Origin of the sequence: Paenibacillus xylanivorans, assembly GCF_001280595.1 — a bacterium.
Lineage (GTDB): Bacteria > Bacillota > Bacilli > Paenibacillales > Paenibacillaceae > Paenibacillus > Paenibacillus xylanivorans.
In genome coordinates, this window is sequence record NZ_LITU01000065.1 from 59,136 (window position 1) to 78,520 (window position 19,385).

13 protein-coding genes and 1 pseudogene are annotated in these 19,385 nt (G+C 47.9%); 9 read left to right on the top strand and 5 right to left on the bottom strand.

Annotated features, from left to right (window positions below; all coding sequences use genetic code 11):
- The first annotated feature begins 321 nt into the window (after positions 1–321).
- Both AMS66_RS17640 and AMS66_RS17645 read left to right on the top strand, forming a co-directional pair.
- Positions 322–2,016, top strand: a complete 1,695-nt coding sequence (locus AMS66_RS17640) for a sensor domain-containing diguanylate cyclase (RefSeq protein WP_236703487.1) — start codon at positions 322–324, stop codon at positions 2,014–2,016.
- 55 nt (positions 2,017–2,071) lie between these two features.
- A complete protein-coding gene (locus tag AMS66_RS17645; RefSeq protein WP_053782048.1) occupies positions 2,072–2,599 on the top strand; it encodes a hypothetical protein in 528 nt (175 codons plus the stop codon).
- Positions 2,600–2,669: 70 nt separating this feature from the next.
- Here the strand turns inward: AMS66_RS17645 and AMS66_RS17650 are convergent, their stop codons facing one another.
- Complete coding sequence (locus tag AMS66_RS17650) at positions 2,670–3,638, bottom strand: GGDEF domain-containing protein (RefSeq protein ID WP_330219329.1); 969 nt, start codon at positions 3,636–3,638, stop codon at positions 2,670–2,672.
- Positions 3,639–4,038: 400 nt separating this feature from the next.
- On the opposite strand from AMS66_RS17650, the gene AMS66_RS17655 reads away from it, so the two are divergent.
- The 4 genes from AMS66_RS17655 to AMS66_RS17670 all read left to right on the top strand — a co-directional run bounded on the left by AMS66_RS17655 (position 4,039) and on the right by AMS66_RS17670 (position 13,085).
- Entirely contained in the window at positions 4,039–10,749 is a 6,711-nt protein-coding gene (locus AMS66_RS17655) for a DUF7507 domain-containing protein (protein ID WP_053782049.1), read from the top strand.
- The gene (locus AMS66_RS17660) at positions 10,746–12,440 is read left to right on the top strand and encodes a DUF11 domain-containing protein (protein WP_053782050.1); all 1,695 of its coding nucleotides are present in this window, start codon (positions 10,746–10,748) and stop codon (positions 12,438–12,440) included. The genes AMS66_RS17655 and AMS66_RS17660 overlap by 4 nt, the downstream gene beginning before the upstream one ends.
- A 164-nt stretch (positions 12,441–12,604) precedes the next feature.
- Positions 12,605–12,862, top strand: coding sequence for a YolD-like family protein (locus AMS66_RS17665; RefSeq protein ID WP_053782051.1), 258 nt, complete (start codon positions 12,605–12,607; stop codon positions 12,860–12,862).
- A gap of 103 nt (positions 12,863–12,965) precedes the next feature.
- On the top strand, positions 12,966–13,085 hold the full coding sequence (locus AMS66_RS17670) for a dihydroorotate dehydrogenase (RefSeq protein ID WP_105409415.1): 120 nt from the start codon (positions 12,966–12,968) through the stop codon (positions 13,083–13,085).
- A 56-nt stretch (positions 13,086–13,141) separates the two neighbouring features.
- Here the strand turns inward: AMS66_RS17670 and AMS66_RS17675 are convergent, their stop codons facing one another.
- Positions 13,142–14,404 carry an amino acid permease gene (locus tag AMS66_RS17675; protein WP_053782053.1) on the bottom strand — a complete coding sequence of 421 codons (1,263 nt, stop codon included), beginning with the start codon at positions 14,402–14,404 and terminating at the stop codon, positions 13,142–13,144.
- Between the two features lie 174 nt (positions 14,405–14,578).
- Here AMS66_RS17675 and AMS66_RS17680 point away from each other — a divergent pair, with 174 nt between their 5' ends.
- The 3 genes from AMS66_RS17680 (at position 14,579) to AMS66_RS17690 (ending at position 17,195) form a co-directional block, all read left to right on the top strand.
- Entirely contained in the window at positions 14,579–15,082 is a 504-nt protein-coding gene (locus tag AMS66_RS17680; protein WP_053782054.1) for a ferritin, read from the top strand.
- A gap of 396 nt (positions 15,083–15,478) precedes the next feature.
- The gene (locus tag AMS66_RS17685; RefSeq protein ID WP_053782055.1) at positions 15,479–16,219 is read left to right on the top strand and encodes a polysaccharide deacetylase family protein; all 741 of its coding nucleotides are present in this window, start codon (positions 15,479–15,481) and stop codon (positions 16,217–16,219) included.
- A 61-nt stretch (positions 16,220–16,280) separates the two neighbouring features.
- Complete coding sequence (locus tag AMS66_RS17690; RefSeq protein ID WP_053782056.1) at positions 16,281–17,195, top strand: hypothetical protein; 915 nt, start codon at positions 16,281–16,283, stop codon at positions 17,193–17,195.
- 150 nt (positions 17,196–17,345) lie between these two features.
- On the opposite strand, the gene AMS66_RS17695 is transcribed toward AMS66_RS17690, so the two are convergent.
- The 3 genes and pseudogenes from AMS66_RS17695 to AMS66_RS33845 form a co-directional block, all read right to left on the bottom strand.
- Positions 17,346–17,945: a response regulator transcription factor gene (locus tag AMS66_RS17695; RefSeq protein WP_053782057.1), complete on the bottom strand. Its 600-nt coding sequence runs from the start codon at positions 17,943–17,945 to the stop codon at positions 17,346–17,348.
- Positions 17,942–19,099 (bottom strand): sensor histidine kinase, encoded by a 1,158-nt coding sequence (locus AMS66_RS17700; RefSeq protein WP_053782058.1) that lies wholly within the window; start codon positions 19,097–19,099, stop codon positions 17,942–17,944. The genes AMS66_RS17695 and AMS66_RS17700 overlap by 4 nt, the downstream gene beginning before the upstream one ends.
- Positions 19,100–19,192: 93 nt before the next feature.
- Positions 19,193–19,385: pseudogene (locus AMS66_RS33845) on the bottom strand (fatty acid desaturase); the annotation flags it as partial.

Sequence of the window (19,385 nt, forward strand, 5' to 3'; positions counted from 1 at the left end):
ATGCAGCATGGCAAGTACAATACCAGCGGCAAAAGGCAGAATCACAGCAACATGAAGCAGGCTCAACATTACACCCCCAATGACTGAATTTCTAATGCTCTTCGTTGTGGCAAACAGTGCCCACATGGCTCAGTGAGCATGCTTGCTCTCTATATTCATAACCCAAGTATGTATATACAGAATCGTGACTATTCTTTGAATGGAAGAAACACGGTGCAAATAGCGTTCCCATATTGTATGGATGTGTATAATGAAAAAAGACATTATTTCCGATAAAGATGAAAACGAATAGGTGACATTCCGTGGTTCTTAACAACATGAATGATGTTGAAAAAAGCAAGCTGGTTTCACCGTTTATTGGAGGAAGTTATGTCATTCAAGCTTAAAACTGTTCTCACGATGACCTTCGCTGTGTTATCCCTGCTGGTTACACTCACGATTGGTTATATTCTCAGCCAAAAATCATCCATTGCTGTCGAGACGGAGATTGGTCATTCCCTCATCAGCACGGCTTCACAGACTTCAGACAAGCTGGATCGCTTCATGTGGTCGCGTTCAGGCGAGCTGGGTCTTCTGGGCCGAATGATTGCCCTGAAAGACCGTTTCCAGCCTGCCGAAATGCAGCAGCTGATCGATCAGCTTCAAGATAGCTTTCCCACATTTTCATGGGTTGGATTCATGAATCCGAAAGGAAAAGTGCTGGCTTCTACAGACGGCATATTGCGCGGCGAAAATTTATCGGAACGACCCGTGTACCAGGAGGGAATTAAGGGTGAATTTATTGGAGATGTCCATGATGCAGTCCTTCTGGCGAAGCTGCTTCCCAATCCTACCGGAGAACCGCTGCAATTTCTCGATATCAGCTTTCCGGTGAAATATAAGAACGGAGAGATTGCTGGCGTACTTGCCGCACATTTGAGCTGGGCCTGGGCGAAGGAGATGGAGGATAGTGTCCTGGAACCGCTGAAACATGAGGAAAAGGACATCGAGATGTTTATTGTCAGCCAAAAGGAAAATACGGTGCTGCTTGGTCCAAAAGAATGGATTGGTCGTCCTTTGAAGCTATCGGGCATAGAAGGGGCGAGACTGAACAAAAGCACCTGGTCCATAGAACGGTGGCCGGATGGGATAGAATATGTTACAGGATTTGCGACCAGCCAGGGGCATCTGGATTATCCCGGTCTTGGATGGACGGTGGTTATTCGTCAGCTCAAGTCAACAGCCTTTTCTTCCGTGACCGACATGCTATGGTTCAATGTGTGGGCAGGACTCTTGGTTACGGTGCTGTTTGCACTGATCGGCTGGCTGATTTCCCGCCAGATCTCGGCTCCGATTGCACGGCTAACTCAAGTAGCGAATCAACTTGGTGCTGGAGAACAAGTACTGATTCCGGAAAATCGAGGCTTTAGGGAAATTGAAGTGTTATCGCGTTCACTGGGAGAAATGTTGACTTCGCTAACGAATAAAGATTCTGAACTGGTTGTTATGCAGAATCTGGCACACTACGACCAATTGACCGGACTGCCGAACCGAACAGCACTCGAACTCTATCTGGAAGAATCTCTGGAGCTGGAAAGTGAAAATCATACGTTAACGTTCCTTTACCTTGATCTGGATGGATTCAAAAGCGTTAATGATACCCTGGGACATCAGATCGGAGATATTCTGTTGCAGAAAGTGGCTCAGCGTTTGACCAGTCTTAGTCAGGACAAGGGAATCACGGTAAGGCTCGGCGGAGATGAGTTCCTTATTGTTCTCCGTTCTGTGGGAATCAATCCAAGAGAAGAAGCACGTACTTATGCAGAAGATGTCATACAGAACCTAAATAAGCCGTTTATTATTGAATATGAGCGGATTCATATTGGCTGCAGCATTGGAGGCGCCGAGTATCCTACAAACAGTGGCAATCCGAGTGAAATTATTCGCATGGCAGATGAGGCACTGTATGAATCCAAACGTGCGGGCAAAAATAGAATGACATTCTATCCAGAATTGAAGAACACAGCTAATGGATAATATAATATAAAGTAGTATGAGGTAACTGATCAGCATACAGGCAAGGAGCGATGAGATGTCTGGAAAATATACCAATGTACCCTATGGCTACGAGCCGCCCCCAGCTACCCGGAAAGGCACGCTAATTTTTTATGATTCATTTGAGCATGTAACGGATGAACAGCTTGAACGGGCCGCTGCTATTGCGGACAGACGTTCTTTTGTGCAACTTGTGCTTTATCCGCTGCATGAGAATACGGTGAAGCGAATGAGCAAGGATGGTGTGCAGCCATTTTACAAAAGGGAAGACCGCCTTCATGACTGGAGAAGGGAGCATGCATCCTCCCGTGTACGGGTGGAGGGCTGGGAAGGCAAGCGGAAGAAGTATACGCCGATCGAAGCAGCTCTGCGTCATATGGCAGAAGAATACCCCGCTCCCCATTTCTTGTATCTCACGGTGGAGTTGGCGAATCTGTTCGCATCATTTGACTCATTCAAAGATTGGATTAAGGAAGTGCGTCTGATTATTGATGGAGAGCCCGTTAAGCTCCACCCGAAGCTGGAGCAAAATACGCATCGCTGGGAATGGGCAGAGTTAACCTAAAGGTGTTATAAAGACTAATAAAGAAAAGTTGTGCTGTGACACCGGGGTTTCGGTGAGCAGCACAACTTTTTTAATTGTTTTCTTCAACGGTTAAAGACAAGTCGAGGGATGTTACCGTTTTATTTTTCCCTGTCCGTTTGGCGGTATATAGGCACGCATCGACTTCTTCAAACAACTTGTCCTTGGACAGATTGGGGCTATAACTTTGGAGTCCGACACTTACCGTAATATATGCTCCTTCCAGCTCCGGATGAACAAGACGGGCGATTTTCTTACGGATCTGCTCGACCAAGGTATATGCCTGCTCGAAAGACTGTTCGAACATCAGCAGTGCGAATTCCTCGCCCCCATAACGCGCGGCAATATCGCTTGATGTGACGTTCTCCTGAATGACCAGGGATACTCTTTCCAGAATGACGTCTCCAACCCGATGACCATATGTATCATTAATTGACTTGAAATTGTCAATATCAATCAATGCCAAATGAAGACTCATGCCATTATTGGCATACTCAAATGCTTTTTCATAGTAGTCCTTAAAGGAGCTTTGATTATACAGATTGGTTAACCCGTCTGTCTTGGACTGCTTGCTCATAATTGCGTTTCGCACAATCAGATCCTGCTTGGCAAGCATACTGGCCTGAAGATCATCCAGTACCTCAACCCCGCTTATAACTATGAGTTGCGCAACATATGTACCTACAATGAGGAAAGCCGGAATGGAAACCATGTCAAACGAAGATAAGTACAGCCTGTAGGCTGGGTCGCAGAGTACGATGACATAGCCAATCATCTGCATGAGGCATACCGTCCATACCCTTTTTTTGTTGAAGAACAGAACCGAAGCAAAGATCGGCAAAAGACATATGGCCAATATAATGCGAATATCGTAATTGACATGAATGATGGACCAGGCAATCACCGTGCTCGCCATGGACATGGAGTAGAAGGAAAACGAACTGAACCGGCGTTCCACCCAACTGGCGATCAGAATGGCTAAAGCGCTGGCTAATGTAGGCCAAAATAAAACATGGATCATGAAATCTTCCGGAGTTCGATCATAATCGAGAAAAAGAAAGCAGCCTATTTGAATGACAACATGCGTTAAAACGACGAGCCAGTAAGCTCGAAGCATTTTTTTAATCCATTTAGAATGCTTGAATTCGTAATCTGTTGGGATATGGCTGTTATGCATATGGAAACTCTTCAATATATCACCGCTGACTGCATCATAATGATACGACAGATTACTCTCGTATTACCTGATTATAAAACACATTGTGCGAAACGCAAATCATTTAATTTGTAAATGAAAACAAAGCTTACATAAGTGCAAAGAGCATAAAGTTCTTATTTAGGACAAACAAAAATCCGAATTAGGCTCATAGACTGTGTAGGAAGGCTCCAATTCATATGATTGCAATTATGATGAAGGGGAGGTGAGATCAATTCCTCTTGTCGTTCGTTCAACCGTTAATGCTACGGGAGCAATTACATTTACAGGCAATACGCTTGGACTGAGTCGTTCGGAAACAGCCGGAGTACCCGGAACACAGGACAGTATTGGAGCTTTTACGACAACCAACGCCTCCGTCCAGTACGGAACCTATCCGCTGGGAACCACGAGCCTGTATCAGAGCAACAGTTCAGCGGCGATACTCGTTCTTCCTGTTGGCAGCACTGTCTTGTATGCAGAATTGATCTGGGGTGGAAGTTACATCAATGGGACAGTCAATCTGAGTGCTGCAATCAACAATCCGGTTACGTTTATTACACCAGCAGGTACATCCAGTGTTACTCCTGACCCAGCTACTTATAATCAATTTGATCTGGGGAACGGCGCTGCCGGCTATGTGCGTTCAGCCAATGTTACTTCGCTTGTACAAAATGGGGGAGCCGGTACATATACCACCGGAGCAGTTGTAGGAACGATTGTCATCACTAATGATGCTACAGCCAATCATGCAGGCTGGACACTTGGAGTCATTTATCAGAACCCCAGCCTGCCCTTTCGCAACATGTCCTTACGTGCAGGTGGAGTACTCGTCCAGTCTACCTCGGCGCCAGTTGTTACCACACTGACTGGATTTGCCACTCCGCTTTCTGGTGCATTGGGAGGGAGAGCCCTGTTCAGTGCGCAGGAGGGGGACGCGAACCGGACTGGGGATCAGGCATTATTCGGGCCGACCTCGGCAACTTCGGTTGCCTTGTCCGGACCAAACAATCTGGCTGCGAACTTTTTTGCTTCCCAAATCAACGGAGATACTGGAGCACTTAATACAACAGGAACTTTCGGAACGCGGAACCAGACGAACGGCGCCCCAGGCACCAATATTATCGGCGGACGTCAAGGCTGGGATATTACCAATGTGGATGTGTCAGCGAGACTGATCAACAACCAGTCTTCTGCGGTGTTAACGTTAACGACCTCCGGGGATGCCTACATTGTCAACGCCAATGCGATTCAGGTTGATATCAATGCACCCAAAATTACAGTAGCGAAGGCATCTGTTGCCTCAGGTGCGGTAGCGGGAGATAGCATACTCTACACCGTTACCGTCAGTAATGCAGGTACAGCCAGCGCGGCGAGCGTTGTGTTATCCGATTCACTTCCTGCAGGTCTCACCTTCATTCCAGGGAGTGTAACGGTCGCTGGTGTGTCCCGCCCAACACTCGATGTGACCACCGGCATTCCGCTTGGTTCATTAAACCTATCCAACAGTATCGTTGTAACCTACCGTGCGCTCATTGGTCAGGATGCAAGCATATTGCAGCTGGTGAATTCAGCGAATGCTGCCTTTACGTTTCAAAGTGTGGCAGGAGGCTCAGTGATTACGGGAGTAATTCCGTCCAATAACTCTACACTTCCTGTTTATTCACCCAATCTATCCATTGTGAAGTCGGCGAGCACAACCAACGCCACGGTGGGTGACCAGGTCACGTATACGCTTCAGGTGAACAACGGGGGGAATGTTGCTGCCAACGTGACATTAACGGATAACATCCCGAGTGGCAGCTCTTACGTGGCTGGCAGCTTCCGATTGAATGGAAATGTGATTGCAGGTGCCAATCCTGCGACTGGCGTTAATTTGGGGAGTCTCGCGGCAGGAAGTACAAATACCGTAACCTTCCAGGTAATTGTAACAAGCTTGCCCACGCCTCCAACCCTTGTGGATCAGGCCACGGCCTCCTATTCTTTCAACTCTCCTGACGGTCGCACTATTAACGGCACATTAGCCTCGAACACCTTGACGATTCCCGTTACTTTGCCCAATGTAACCACGGTAAAATCGGCATCAGTCACTGATGTTGCAGTAGGGGAGACATTTACGTACACCATAGTTACGACCAACAGCGGCATCCAGGTGATTAACAATGTGGTACTCACGGATTCTCTTCCCGTTGGAACTACATTCGTACCCGGCAGTGTGACCGTCAGAGGAACTGTCGTACCATCGGCCAATCCGAGCAGTGGAATTTCGCTAGGAACGCTGGCAGCCGGAAGTTCTGCTTCGGTGACGTTTCAGGTTAATGTGCAGTCCCTGCCTGCTTCAAGTTCGCTAGTCAACCGAGCCGTAGTGTCTTATAGCTCGGGTTCGTTCACGGGGATTTCCAACTCCAATTCCATCACAACCCCTGTATATCAGCCGATCATTGGCATCAACAAGTCGGCGACTCAAACGAATGCGACACTGGGAGATCAGCTTGCATATACACTAGTGGTGACAAACACTGGAAACTTAGGGGCTCAAGTAACGGTGACCGATACGATTCCAGTAGGCCTGACGTTTGTCCCCAATTCAGTAACCGTGAATGGTGCTGCACGTCCCGGAACCAGCCCGTTAACCGGAATAACGCTGGGAAGTCTCCTGCCAGGAGCAACTGCAACGGTTGTATTCCGAGCCACACTTACTACACTCCCATCTCCGCCAACACTGGAGAATCAGGGGACTTCTAGTTATACGTACCAGCTTCCGAGTGGACGGAATCTCTCAGGCAGCAGCCAATCCAATATCGTACGCATATCTGCGTCGGCCCCCAATATCTCTATTAGCAAAACAGTAAACACGCCGGATGCAACTGTAGGAGATGTACTTACCTATACGGTTATTGCAACAAACGCGGGAACTAGTGCAGTACAAAATCTCGTGATCTCGGATACGCCGTCCGGCTCCGAGTTCGTACCAGGCAGTGTCACTATCAATGGAACTGCTGCCGGAAGTGCAAGTCCGGTTTCGGGTATTGCTGTGGGAACCTTGACCAGCTCGAGCAGCGTAACGGTGACCTATCAAACAAGAGTGACATCCGTTCCGTCCACGGGTTCAGTCAGCAACCGGGCAAGTGCAGCATTTACGTCAGGCAGTTTCAATGGCGTATCTTCGTCCGTTACGGTGAATACACCGATATATCAGCCAGTGATCCAAGTAGCGAAAACAGCTAGCACATCCAATTTGACAGTAGGGGATTCCTTCAATTACTCCATCCAAGTCAACAATTCAGGCAATATTGCCGCAACAGTTACCTTGACAGATCCGATTCCTGCGGGAGCTGTATTCAGTACGAACAGCGTCATTATTAATGGTGTACCTACACCGGGTGTTAGCCCGGCAACAGGAATCAGTCTGGGGTCGATCTCTGCAGGATCAAGCGCAACGGTTACCTTCGTTGCAACGGTCACAAGTTTGCCTGATTCAAGACAGTTGACTAATCAGGCAGTAGCATCATTCGCATACACTCTTCCAAGTGGGAGAACGGTTGCCAGTTTCATGTCATCGAACACCATTAACATTCCTGTATCCCTGCCCAATGTATCGATTGTAAACAGTGATAATGTAGAGTACGGCGTAGTCGGGGATGTCATTCGATACACATCTGTTATTCGCAACAACGGAACCGTAGCAGTTAACAATGTGGTATATGTCAACCCTCTTCCTCCGAATACCCCATTTGTACCCGGAAGCGTCATTGTGAACGGGAGTTCGTTCCCGCTCTCCAATCCGACCGCCGGCATTCCAATCGGTACTTTGGCGCCAGGAGCCGAGGTTACCGTAACTTTTGAGGTGACGATTACTATGCCGATCCCTTCGCAGATTAACAATCAGTCGACGGTCAGCTTCACATCCGGTTCATTTTCAGGGTCATCATCGTCCAATACAACACAGACTCCGGTCATACAACCGCAAATTTCACTCGTCAAAACGGCGAATACAGTAAATGCGACCGTAGGTGATACGGTTGTATACACGGTAACTGTCAGCAATGCAGGCAACCTGGCGGCAAATGTCACGGTGACGGATACTATCCCTGCTGCGACTACGTTTGTATCCAACAGCGTTGTGGTTTCAGGAGTGCCCCAGCCGGGAGTGACACCTGGAGCGGGCATACCAGTAGGAAATGTGGCTGCGGGAGCGACAGCTGTCGTCACGTTCGCGGTTGTTGTGGATTCACTTCCATCTCCGCAGCAACTTAGCAATTTTGCTACGTCATCTTTTACATTCACACCTCCTGACGGACGAACGTTAACAGGAACAGCCACTTCAAATACACTGACATTTCCAGTCTCCTCGCCAAACGTTACCGTGGTTAAAAGCACAGCTTCGACTGCGGCTGCCATAGGAGATACAGTCACTTACTCCATTCTGGTAACGAACAGCGGAATAGAGCCAGTAAACAATATTCAGTTTTCAGATCCGATCCCTACTGGAGCCTCCTTTGTGGCAGGCAGTGTCACAGTGAATGGGGTGGTGCAGTCCGGTGCCAATCCGGCAGGGGGGATATCGCTCGGTACGCTCGCTCCCGGAGCGTCCGCTACTGTCACTTTTAGTATCAATGTCAACGCAATCCCACCAAGCGGTCAATTAAGCAATCGATCCACAGTCAGTTTTACCTCGGGAGCATTCTCAAGTACAACCTTCTCAAATACTGTGGTTACACCGGAATTCCAGCCCATTCTCTCAGCACAAAAAACGGCCAGTACACAAAACGCTACCGTTGGGGATACCGTCAGTTACACGGTTACCATCACCAATCAGGGGAACTATGGTGCCCAGCTTAACCTGACGGACAACATCCCTGCGGGAACCATTCTTGTTCCGAACAGTGTCATTGTGAATGGTCAACTATTACCTGCCGCCAATCCCGCAACTGGCATTCCGGCAGGCACCGTCGCTGCCGGGGCAACAACAACGATTACCTTTTCCGTGGTTATTGATACCTTGCCAACCCCACAACAGCTGGTGAATCAGGCTTCGGTCGCTCTTTCCTTTACATTGCCGGACGGCCGGAACATTACTGGATCTGTTCTATCCAATGTGCTGACCATTTCGGTCTCGGCTCCGGATGTCGATGTGGTGAAATCGACGACATCTACGGCTGTATCCGTTGGTGATGTCGTAACGTACAGCATCGCAGTAACCAATAACGGAATTGCGACTGTCAGCAATGTGGTCTTCACGGATGCAGTGCCAACAAGTACGGTTCTTACAGCAAACAGCGTGTTTGTAGATGGTGTTCTTCGACCAGGAGCCAACCCTTCTACCGGAATAACGCTTGGTTCGATCGCACCAGGAGTTACCGTAACCGTTGTGTTTAGTGTGCAGGTTACAGCACTCCCGACCAGTGCGGTGCTGAATAACCAGTCCACGGTAAGCTTTACATCAGGTGTGTTCTCGGCAACTACATTCTCCAATACGGTTACAACATCGGTTTATCAGCCGATTTTGTCGGCGGTCAAAACGGGAGACCAGGCTATAGCTACAGTAGGGGATACCGTTGTGTACAGCATTGCCATCTCCAATGCAGGGAACTATGGGGCATCTGTCACGTTAACCGATACCATTCCCGCAGGAACCGAACTTGTGCCAAATAGCGTCATTATTAATGGGGCATCGGCACCAGGAGCCGATCCGGCTTCAGGGATTCCGCTGGGCGTAGTCTCCACAACAACTATGGTCATGTTCTCAGTCGTGATCATCACCCTTCCTTTGAGCCAGTCGATAACCAATCAGGCTTCAGCAACCTATTCCTACACGTTGCCAGATGGAAGAACACTGGGAGGCAGTCTATCGTCCAATTCTCTCAATATTCAGGTGTCTGCTCCGAATGTCAGTGTCGTTAAGACGACACCGGTAATCGATGCCGTGGTGGGTGATACGATTGTATATGAAATGGTTGTGACCAATAACGGGATTGATCCTGTCAACAACGTCGTGTTAACCGATCCTATCAGTTTAGCTGTGACCTTTGTCACCGGCAGTGTCCTGGTGAACGGCGTTCCGCGTCTCTCGGCAAACCCGGCACTGGGTATAGCGCTTGGTTCCTTGGCACCTGGAGCATCTGTAGCGGTATCGTATGCGGTACGTGTCAATACGCTGCCTGCACCACCGCAAGTGAGCAGTCAGTCATCGGTAAGTTTCACATCGGGTGTCTTCTCGGGAGCGGCCTATTCGAATACCGTGGTAACGCCAATTTATCAGCCGATTATTGCCGTAACCAAAACAGCGAGTACGTCCAATGCGACCATCAGTGACATAATTACCTATTCTTTTTCCATTTCCAACAGTGGAAATTTAGCAGCCAATTTGACACTTACGGATAATATTCCGAATGGAGCAGTACTACTTCCCAACAGCGTCCTGATTGATGGTGTTCCACAGCCAGGTGCGAATCCGGAGACTGGGATTCTTGTTGGCACCATACCTCCAGGAGGGTCCGTTAATGTAACGGTCACCCTTGAAGTTACAGTGGATTCATTGCCGCAGAATCAGCAGCTGGTCAATCAGGCAGTGGCCAATTATACATTTAGTCCGCCGGATGGGCGTCAGTTGACGGGCACAGTATCCTCCAACGTTCTGGTGATTCCTGTATCTGCACCAAATGTTGTTGTTGCCAAAAGCACAAGTGCAGTTGATGCTGTTGTCGGCGATGTGATCACCTATACGGTTGTGGTAACCAATAGTGGCATCGAAGTGGTCAATAACGTGGTCATGGTAGACCCTGTACCAACAGGCACCGTATTTGTACCTGGAAGTGTTACGGTGGATGGCGTGGCAAGGCCTACCGGGAATCCGAATACAGGAATAACGCTCGGTTCGATTGCTATCGGTGCTTCAGTTACCGTTACATTCAGAGTAGAGGTCGTGGTGATATGAGCTTGTCTTCCGGTCCGTTGTCCCACTCGCTACAGAATCAGTCACTGGTTCGATTCAGCTCGGGTACGACTGAACTGGAACAGGTGGCCTATTCCAATACGGTAGTTACACCATGGATCGGCCCCAGGCTGGAAGTTCACAAGTTTTGCAACATCGCTGAGGCTGCTCTGGGGCAGACGCTGACCTACCTGATCGAAATTATGAATTCCGGTAATTGTCCTGCCATGGTCTATGTGCTGGATTCGCTCTCATCGGAAACTTCACTTCTTCCCAATAGTGTGCTTCGGGATGGGACTCCGCTACCGGGAGTATCACCGGAGAGAGGGGTTCCGGCACAGGAAGTCGCACCCGGAATGACGTTGCGAATTCATTTCCAGGTGATCATCGTCGGTCTCCCACCGGCCCTAAAACTGGTGAATCAAGCGAAGGTACATTATGAGTTTGTGACGCCGGAAGGGCGAACGGTTGAGGGGGAAGAGAAATCCAACGTGGTAGAAGTAAACCTGGTCTCGTCGAGTCTGTCGTTGGTTTTGAATGCAGATCGTGTACAGACCTTTGTCGGGGATATCGTCACTTACAACCTCTTGGTGAGCAATCCGGGTTTTATAATAGGAAACGATGCCAGTGTAACGATCCCATTGCCCAAAGGCATTGAATTTCTACCGGGAAGTGTCATAGTGAATGAGATTTTTGTTCCCGAGACGACGCCTGATTCCGGAATTTGGATAGGCGAGGTATTGCCCGGAAGAACGGTGCCAATTCAATTTCGAGTACAGGTAACAGGAGGGAGCATAGCCGAGAACTTAACAATCCAGGCAGTGTTAGAGTATGTTTCAGATGAAAATTTGGAGACTGTATACTCGAACGTAGCAACTTTGCAAGTCATTCAGCCCCGGATTTCGATTGCAAAAAGTGTAAACCCGTCCATTGCTACTCCTGGGGATACCGTTCAATACCAGCTAACGGTAAACAATGAAGGTTCATTTGCTGTGGATGCTATCGTGACGGATTTTCTTCCGCCAGGCATGCGCTATGTCGAGGGAAGTCTCGGGTGGAATGGTGTAAAGCGGCCTGGAACAAGTCCGGTCAAAGGCATCAATCTGGGGACGCTGACTGCACGATCCACGGTTAATATCCAATTTGAAGTGAATCTTACAGAGCAGGAGCAGGATGTTCCTGAAGTCTTCGAGCTGATAAATCAGGCTCGCCTGAACTATACATTTCGCTTACCAGATTCCCGTTCCGTGCAGCGAATAATATCCTCCAATTCGGCTGTCATTCAGTTGAAGGTTCCCATCATCTCGGTCCATGTGGAAGTGAAGCCTGATCTGATCGAAAGGGGAGGAAATGTAACCTTTCATGTACATGTGACCAACACAGGGTCCTGGCCTGCGCGGGTGCGATTGGCTGATGTACTTCCACCAGGCGCCAAATGGATCGGGGAAGAGGAAGTTCGGGGACGGGCGATCGTTTCAGAGTACTCTTCGCCAAGATATTTACATTTGGGTGAATTGGAACCTGGAGCAGAGAGATGGATCACCTACGTTGCACAAATATCCTCCTCTGAACAACTGGGAATCCAGCAGGGTTCAGTAACTGCAATGTATACCTACGAGTGGAACGGTCAGAAGCATTCAGGACAGTCTACTTCGAATGTATACACCATTATTGTTGAAGATGGTGATGAATAATGGGGAGACAATAACTTTTACCTGTAAATGTAAGGGATTTTTTGCTTCATTTTGGAGTCATGACATTACACGAACGTGAATGAATGGTATACTTATAATATCTGACTTCGGCAACACCCTTCGGAATAGGGGGCGCCTGATTAGCTGTAGAGGAGGCCGCCAAATTGGCAAAAGCAAAAGTGGCAAAAAGACCAACGCGGGATGAATTCGAGCTGGAAGAGCTCGGAAACCAGCTGGTCGAAGCATTTCGTGAACGTTCGGAAGTATTGCTGACGGTATGGGGCAAGGAAGACCAGGTTCATGGGGTCATCGTCAAGCTGGATCCACGTACCCGGCTTGTGCATGTGGAGTATACGGAAGAGGAATTTACGGCCAAAGTGCCTTTCCTGGATATTATGCGTATTGATTCTCCCCGATACTGAACGGAGATTAAGAAACAGATTTGAACAATGGGGTCATCCGCCCTGTCAAATCCGTACTCCCTGCATAAGATAACCCATACCAGTTGCAGAGGAGGTACGGTCAATGAGCGAAGTATTAGGTGGAGAAGGAAGAGGCTACGGATACGGAGGTTTTACTTCTGTAGGTGCCATTCTGGTTCTGTTCATCCTGTTGGTTATCATCTCCAAAGCATTCTTGGTATAATAGTTTATTCCCAATGAATGAAGGAAGCTCTGCCATCGCGGCAGAGCTTTTTTTGTTTATATATTGTGTTGTCGTTTGCGGATGAGAAGTCCGTAGAGAACGACGATCACCACGGGGTAGAGAACGGCCCACCCGGCAAAAGGGAACACAATGGCTGTGGCTACAAAGGAAATCCAGCTGATGGTTACCCCAGTACGACTGCCCTTGAGTAATCGAATTCCGGCTGCACATCCGCCCAGATAGGTGAGAATAAACGTTGCATTGGGCAGCTGAATAAGTGTCGTGAGTGACACCAGACCTGATCCGTATATGCCTAACACGAGAGTAAAACAGATGGCCAGGAAACCGATTGCTGCAATCGGTGTATGGTACCGACTGGACAAGCGGGACATCCATTGCGGGGCAGCTCCTTTTCTTGCCAGTGCATAGGCAACCCGTGATGCGGCACCAGCATATGCAATAACCGTAGCTGTGCAAATAAAGATGCCGGTCAAACCTGCAAGTATCCCTCCCCAGGAGCCAAGAGCCTGACTTATAATCCATACAAGAGAGACATCTGCTCCGCCATGAAGGTAGCTTTGGGTACCTACAGTTGCGAGTGCGGTCAGGAAATAGAGCACTCCCACAATGATGGCTGCGATCGTTACGCCTTTAATGGCCGCCTTGCGTGGATCAGTAAATTCCTCAGACAGGTGAGATACAGCTTCCCAACCGATAAAACACCAGAACAGAATGGCACCAGCCTGACCGATGCTTACCCAACCATTCGGCATAAATGGTGTGTAATGTATGGATTCCATATTCGGAATTGCGAACACAAATGCCATGACAAGCACGATAATAATCGCCAGCACCACGCCGATCTGTACCTTTCCGGCGACCTGCATGCCCACGATGTTAATGATCAGTCCAACCGCGAGCATGGCAGCTGCGATCGCTGTTCGATATCCATCACCAAGTCCAAGTGCTGCTGTCATATAACCTGCACCTGTAAGGGCAGCCACGGGAGCACCGATGGGAACAGACATCAGAAAGAACCAGCCAACTAAGGCTCCTGCCCGTTGTCCGAAAGCGAGAGTAACGAAATGGGACACGCCTCCTGCGTCGGGGTAACGGGCTGAGAGCAGTCCCATGGACAGGGCAAGCGGGAGAATCAGCAGCACCATGCCTCCCCAGGCGAGAAGTGAAGCCGGCCCTGCCAGTTCGGCAGCAAGTCCGGGTACAATAAGGACACCTGAACCGAGAACTGCACTTATATAAAGCGCAACAGCTTGCGGCATACCTATGGTTTTTTTGAGCTGCGAAGAAGATGTGTTCATGAAATAAAATGGCCTGCCTTCCAGAATAAAATGATTTTAGAGCGAGAACTATGTAATTATATATGAAGAGATGCAATCAGTCATTGGCGAATTTTGTAGAAATTTCAATGTAAGTCGTGCGGACGTTATGATAAAATAAAACCATCCCTAGAGAAAGAATGAGGTGTATCCCTAATGAGTAAAGAGTTGACAGAAGCTTTGAACGAACAGATGAACTTCGAATTTTATTCAGCTCACGTATATCAGGCGATGGCCGCATACTGTTCCGGCGAAAGTCTGGACGGATTTGCCAACTTCTTCATCGTACAGGCAGAGGAAGAGCGGTTCCACGCGATGAAAATATACAAATTCCTGAATGACCGCGGACAACGCGCAACCCTTGCTGCATTGCCAGAGCCGAAAAATGAATATGCTTCGATGCTGGATGTGTTTGAACACGGTTATGCACACGAGCAGCAAAATACGAAGAAATTCTACAATCTGGCTGACATTGCCCTGAATGAGCGTGAACATGCCACAATGTATTTCCTGAAATGGTTCATCGATGAGCAAGTCGAAGAGGAAGCTCTGTTTGACAATATCATCCAGAAGTTGCGCCGAATCGAAAAAGACAGCAATGCGTTCTACATGCTGGACGCCGAATTTGGTAAACGTTCGTTCACACCTCCTGCGGAGTAATAGCGGCGTTACCAAAGCAATTAGGATTGATCCAAGTCACAAGAAAATCGATCTACATATGAAAAGTCTGCTCTCGGGCAGGCTTTTTTGTTATATCATTTTAAGATTTTTCGATTGTTCTATATAAATTCCAGTGATGAATCTATCAGAAGCCACAATATGGGTTAATAGAATATATGTCAACATTGATCTATCCCGTCGGATGTTATTTTTCGAGCAAATCTATCAAATTCGTTTTATTTTTTTGGGTAATCTGACAAAAGTGTAACTCGAACGTAGCATTTGAAGCGAGAATGGGACGCACTCTTTTTGATAGTATTAGGATTATCGCCAAGGGCTGCAATGAGAGAAACATCGACACCCGGGGAAATACAAGACATAAGGGAGACTTTTATTATGCTACATATTCGTAAAACGTTCATCACTGCACTTGCTATTCTATTTATCATTCCATTGCTATTGCCGCAGTCGGCTTCAGCTACATCATCCGCATCCAAGAATGCTGGAAATAAAGCGAGCTCCAAGATTATATATCTGACTTTCGATGATGGGCCGACCGCCCATACGGGACAATTGCTGGATATTCTGGATCAATACAATGCCAAAGCGACATTCTTCATGCTTGGACCTCAGATGGAGAAGTTTCAGAAGGCCACCAAGCGTATTGTTGCAGACGGACATGGACTGGGCTTGCACGGGGTAACGCATGTTCCCGGCAAATTTTATAAATCCGCATACAGCGGCTTGAAAGAAATGCAGCAGGCAAATGAAAGTCTGAACAAAGTGGCAGGCGTCAAAACCAGTCTCGTTCGCACTCCGTATGGCAGCAAACCGTATCTCAAACCTGCATATCGCAATGTTCTTCTGGGTCAGGGTGGATTCCATCTGTGGGATTGGAATGTCGATTCCGAAGATTGGAAATACAAGAAGGATCATCAGAAAGTGTACAACAGCGTGATGAAGCAGATTCATAATGTGCAAAAGAGCGGAACCACCCCTGTGGTACTGATGCACGACCAAGAAGCGACATTGAAAGTACTTCCGCAAGTGTTAAAAACACTGAAAGCAGAAGGATACCAGTTTGGAGTGCTGACGAAGAAAGTGCAGCCCGTGAATTTCTGGAATGACAAACGTTAAAATCCTGACTAGACAAACAATGTAAGCTGATCTCAATAACGGCTTCAAGGAGGACAACAACATGAATAAACCTAAATTATGGATGACGATTCCTGTGACAACAGCAGTGCTGCTTGCTCTTGCAGGGTGTGGTGGTCAGGATACCAAACCATCATCAGCGGATAACACGTCCCCTGCGGTTGGCGAACAGACTCAGTCAGGAAGTGGAGGAGCGGATTTCTCCGGTGGAACGAAAGATAGCGGAACAGATTCAACAGGAACAACGGGCACGGAAGGTTCGGCAGGAAGCGAGACATCAGCATCGAATCCGGAAACGGGCAGTAACGGTCAAGCCCAGCAAAGCTCGAACGACGTCATTCAGGACATTCGCAGTCAGTTGAAGATGAAAAACGCTTCGTTACCTACTTCATTTTCTTTGGAAAAGGGAAAACATCTGACTGCATCAATCACATCGAATACTTCAGATGCATTCCACATTAACTTTTATTCTACTGACCAGCCTGTTGCGGTAAATGATGCTTCGTTGACAGCCTCTGGCAGCAAGGCGCCTGTTCTGGCATCCTATGAAGTGAAGACATATAAGGATCCGAACAGCACGGATATTTTCCCCGAGACAGATTTGAAAGATATTCCTAAGGACATGACTGTGGATCTGGGACATGGCGTCAAGGGCATGACTGAAGGCGCGGCGGGCAGTCAGTATCTGACTTGGACAGAAGGGAGATGGACGCTTCAAATTCGATCCGTTTCCGAAGATAAAATGAATAATCCGGGGATTGCGAAGAGAATGGTGGAATACTTGGAGTCCCATACACTGCCAGTACCAAAGGATAAGGGCTTCGTGAACGTGGAGTACCCAAGCGGTGGCAAAAGCGTCAATGTAACGATTTCCTGGCAAGATGGCAAGCAGATTCATCAGCTCCAGACCGATCAGGTGCCTCTGGAAGCTTTGGGCATAGTTGTTTCTATAAAATAATAAATAGTATGGATTTAAAATGAAACTACAAAAGGAAATAGGCTTGCCTGGAGTGAGTACTCCAGACCAGCCTATTTTTGTAAAAGCAAGGTCCATCATTCATTCGATGGGCCTTGCTTATTTATGTTTCAGTGGGTTAAAGCGGTACTTTCATTTAAACCACCCTTTTTCCTTTGAACGGGTAATGGCTTCAATGCGGTTACTCGCATTTAACTTGTTGAGGATAATAGAGATGTAATTCCGCACGGTGCCGGTTGTGATAAATAGATGTCCGGCAATTTCCTTTGTATTTTTGCCGTCTGCCATTAGGCCGAGAACGGCATTTTCACGTTCGGTCAGCGGATTCTCTTGTACATAAGCCTCATCCACCAGGTCGGGAGCGAAAATACGTCTTCCATTCATGACCTGACGGATCGCTTCAGCCAGTTCTTCGATGGGGCTATCCTTTAACAGATAACCGCGTACACCGCCTTTCAGAGCGCGTTCGAAATAGCCAGTCCGGGCAAAGGTTGTCAAAATAATGACTTTACAGTTCATGCCCTTAAGTTCCTCAGCGGCCTCCAGGCCACTTTTGACGGGCATTTCAATGTCCATCAGACAGATGTCGGGTGTGTGCTCTCGGACAAGAGCAAGAGCTTCCTGTCCGTTGCTTGCACGCCCAACTACCTCCATATCCTCTTCCAAATTGAGCAGGGAAGACAAGGCCCCCAGCATCATACGCTGGTCTTCGGCGATTACGATCCTGATCATTCTTCAACCTCCTTAATTGGTTTGCGGACTAGCTTGGGAACATGGATGACAATGCCTGTACCTCCTGTACCTTCCAAGCCTGCTCCGGAGCGAATATCCAGACATCCGTTAACAAATTCAAGTCGTTCTTTCATACCCAAGATTCCAGTACCGCGCCGTTCTTGTTTGCGGGTACGTTCGATTCCGACGCCGTTATCCTGAACCGTCAGCACATTATCGGCCAGCGTTTCCTCAATACGAATGGTGCATACCGCTGCCTGACTGTGTTTGACAACATTCGTGACAGCTTCTTTCAGACACATGCCGAGCACATTTTCATTCAGCTGAGACGTATCCTGCAATTTCGGATTGCCTTCCAGTACATATTCAATCGATGCCGCCTTCAAAATCTGTTCGGCACGGAATAGCTCATCTACTAATTGTGTACCACGCATGGTTGTTACCATCTCTCGAACTTCCTTCAGGGCCGTGCTTGCTGTTTGTCTCAGGTCATTTAATTCGATCTCGGCCTGATCGGGATTGTTGCGAAGCAGACGCCTCGCCAAATCGGTTTTTAGACCAATAAGGGAGAGCTTCTGTCCAAGTGTATCGTGCAGATCACGTGCGATGCGTTGCCGTTCTTCCATTTTCACCAGATCATCCAGCCGTTTGTTGGCATTCTCCAGTTGGCCTTCCAGCTGTTCCCGTTTGTTTTTGTTATACGTGCTGATCGGGAGCAGGATGGATGCCATGAGACTGATGAATACAAACGGAAACTGACTGAGCAGCAGAGTGCTCTGCTTGATGAAACTATAGTTAATGGTTAGAAAACTGGCCGCCAAATTCACCGAGTAGAGGGTGAAGAAACCGGCTTTATTTTTAATATTCCCAATAAAAAAAGCAAGAAACAACGAGAAGTAAGCATAATCATAGGCGATGGTCATCGTAATTGATATGGCGATCAGCAGTCCAATCCACATATACACCTGCCAGCCCTTCGTGATGAAGGCAAGCAGATAACAGACGAAGAAGAACAGAATGATGAAAATCCCCGCCACCATGGGCCACAATTTGGAATATTGCGAAATATAATAGAAGGGTAGGATGAAAAAGACGAGCCATACATATGGATTTAAACCTGTATTTTTATAAAAGAGCTGCATCCACTTTTGAATGAAAATTCTCCTCCTCGGACTTGCATTGTACTCAAACTTAGCCTGACTGTAGCATGACTTCAGCCTGAATACAAGAAAACGAATCCGACAGAGTTAAGGCTTCTCTGTCAGACCCGCTTGGTTGTTTACTCGAATAGGCGGTTGAACGTAAGGCTTGCGGGATAAGGTTTTGAGCTCACCGAAGCTGATAAATTGCTTGGATTCTTCGTCCCACAGACGGAAGCGAAGGGCAGACAGACTGGAACGCAGCGTAATCGTTGTAGCCTTCTGTAATGGCGGTGTTGCG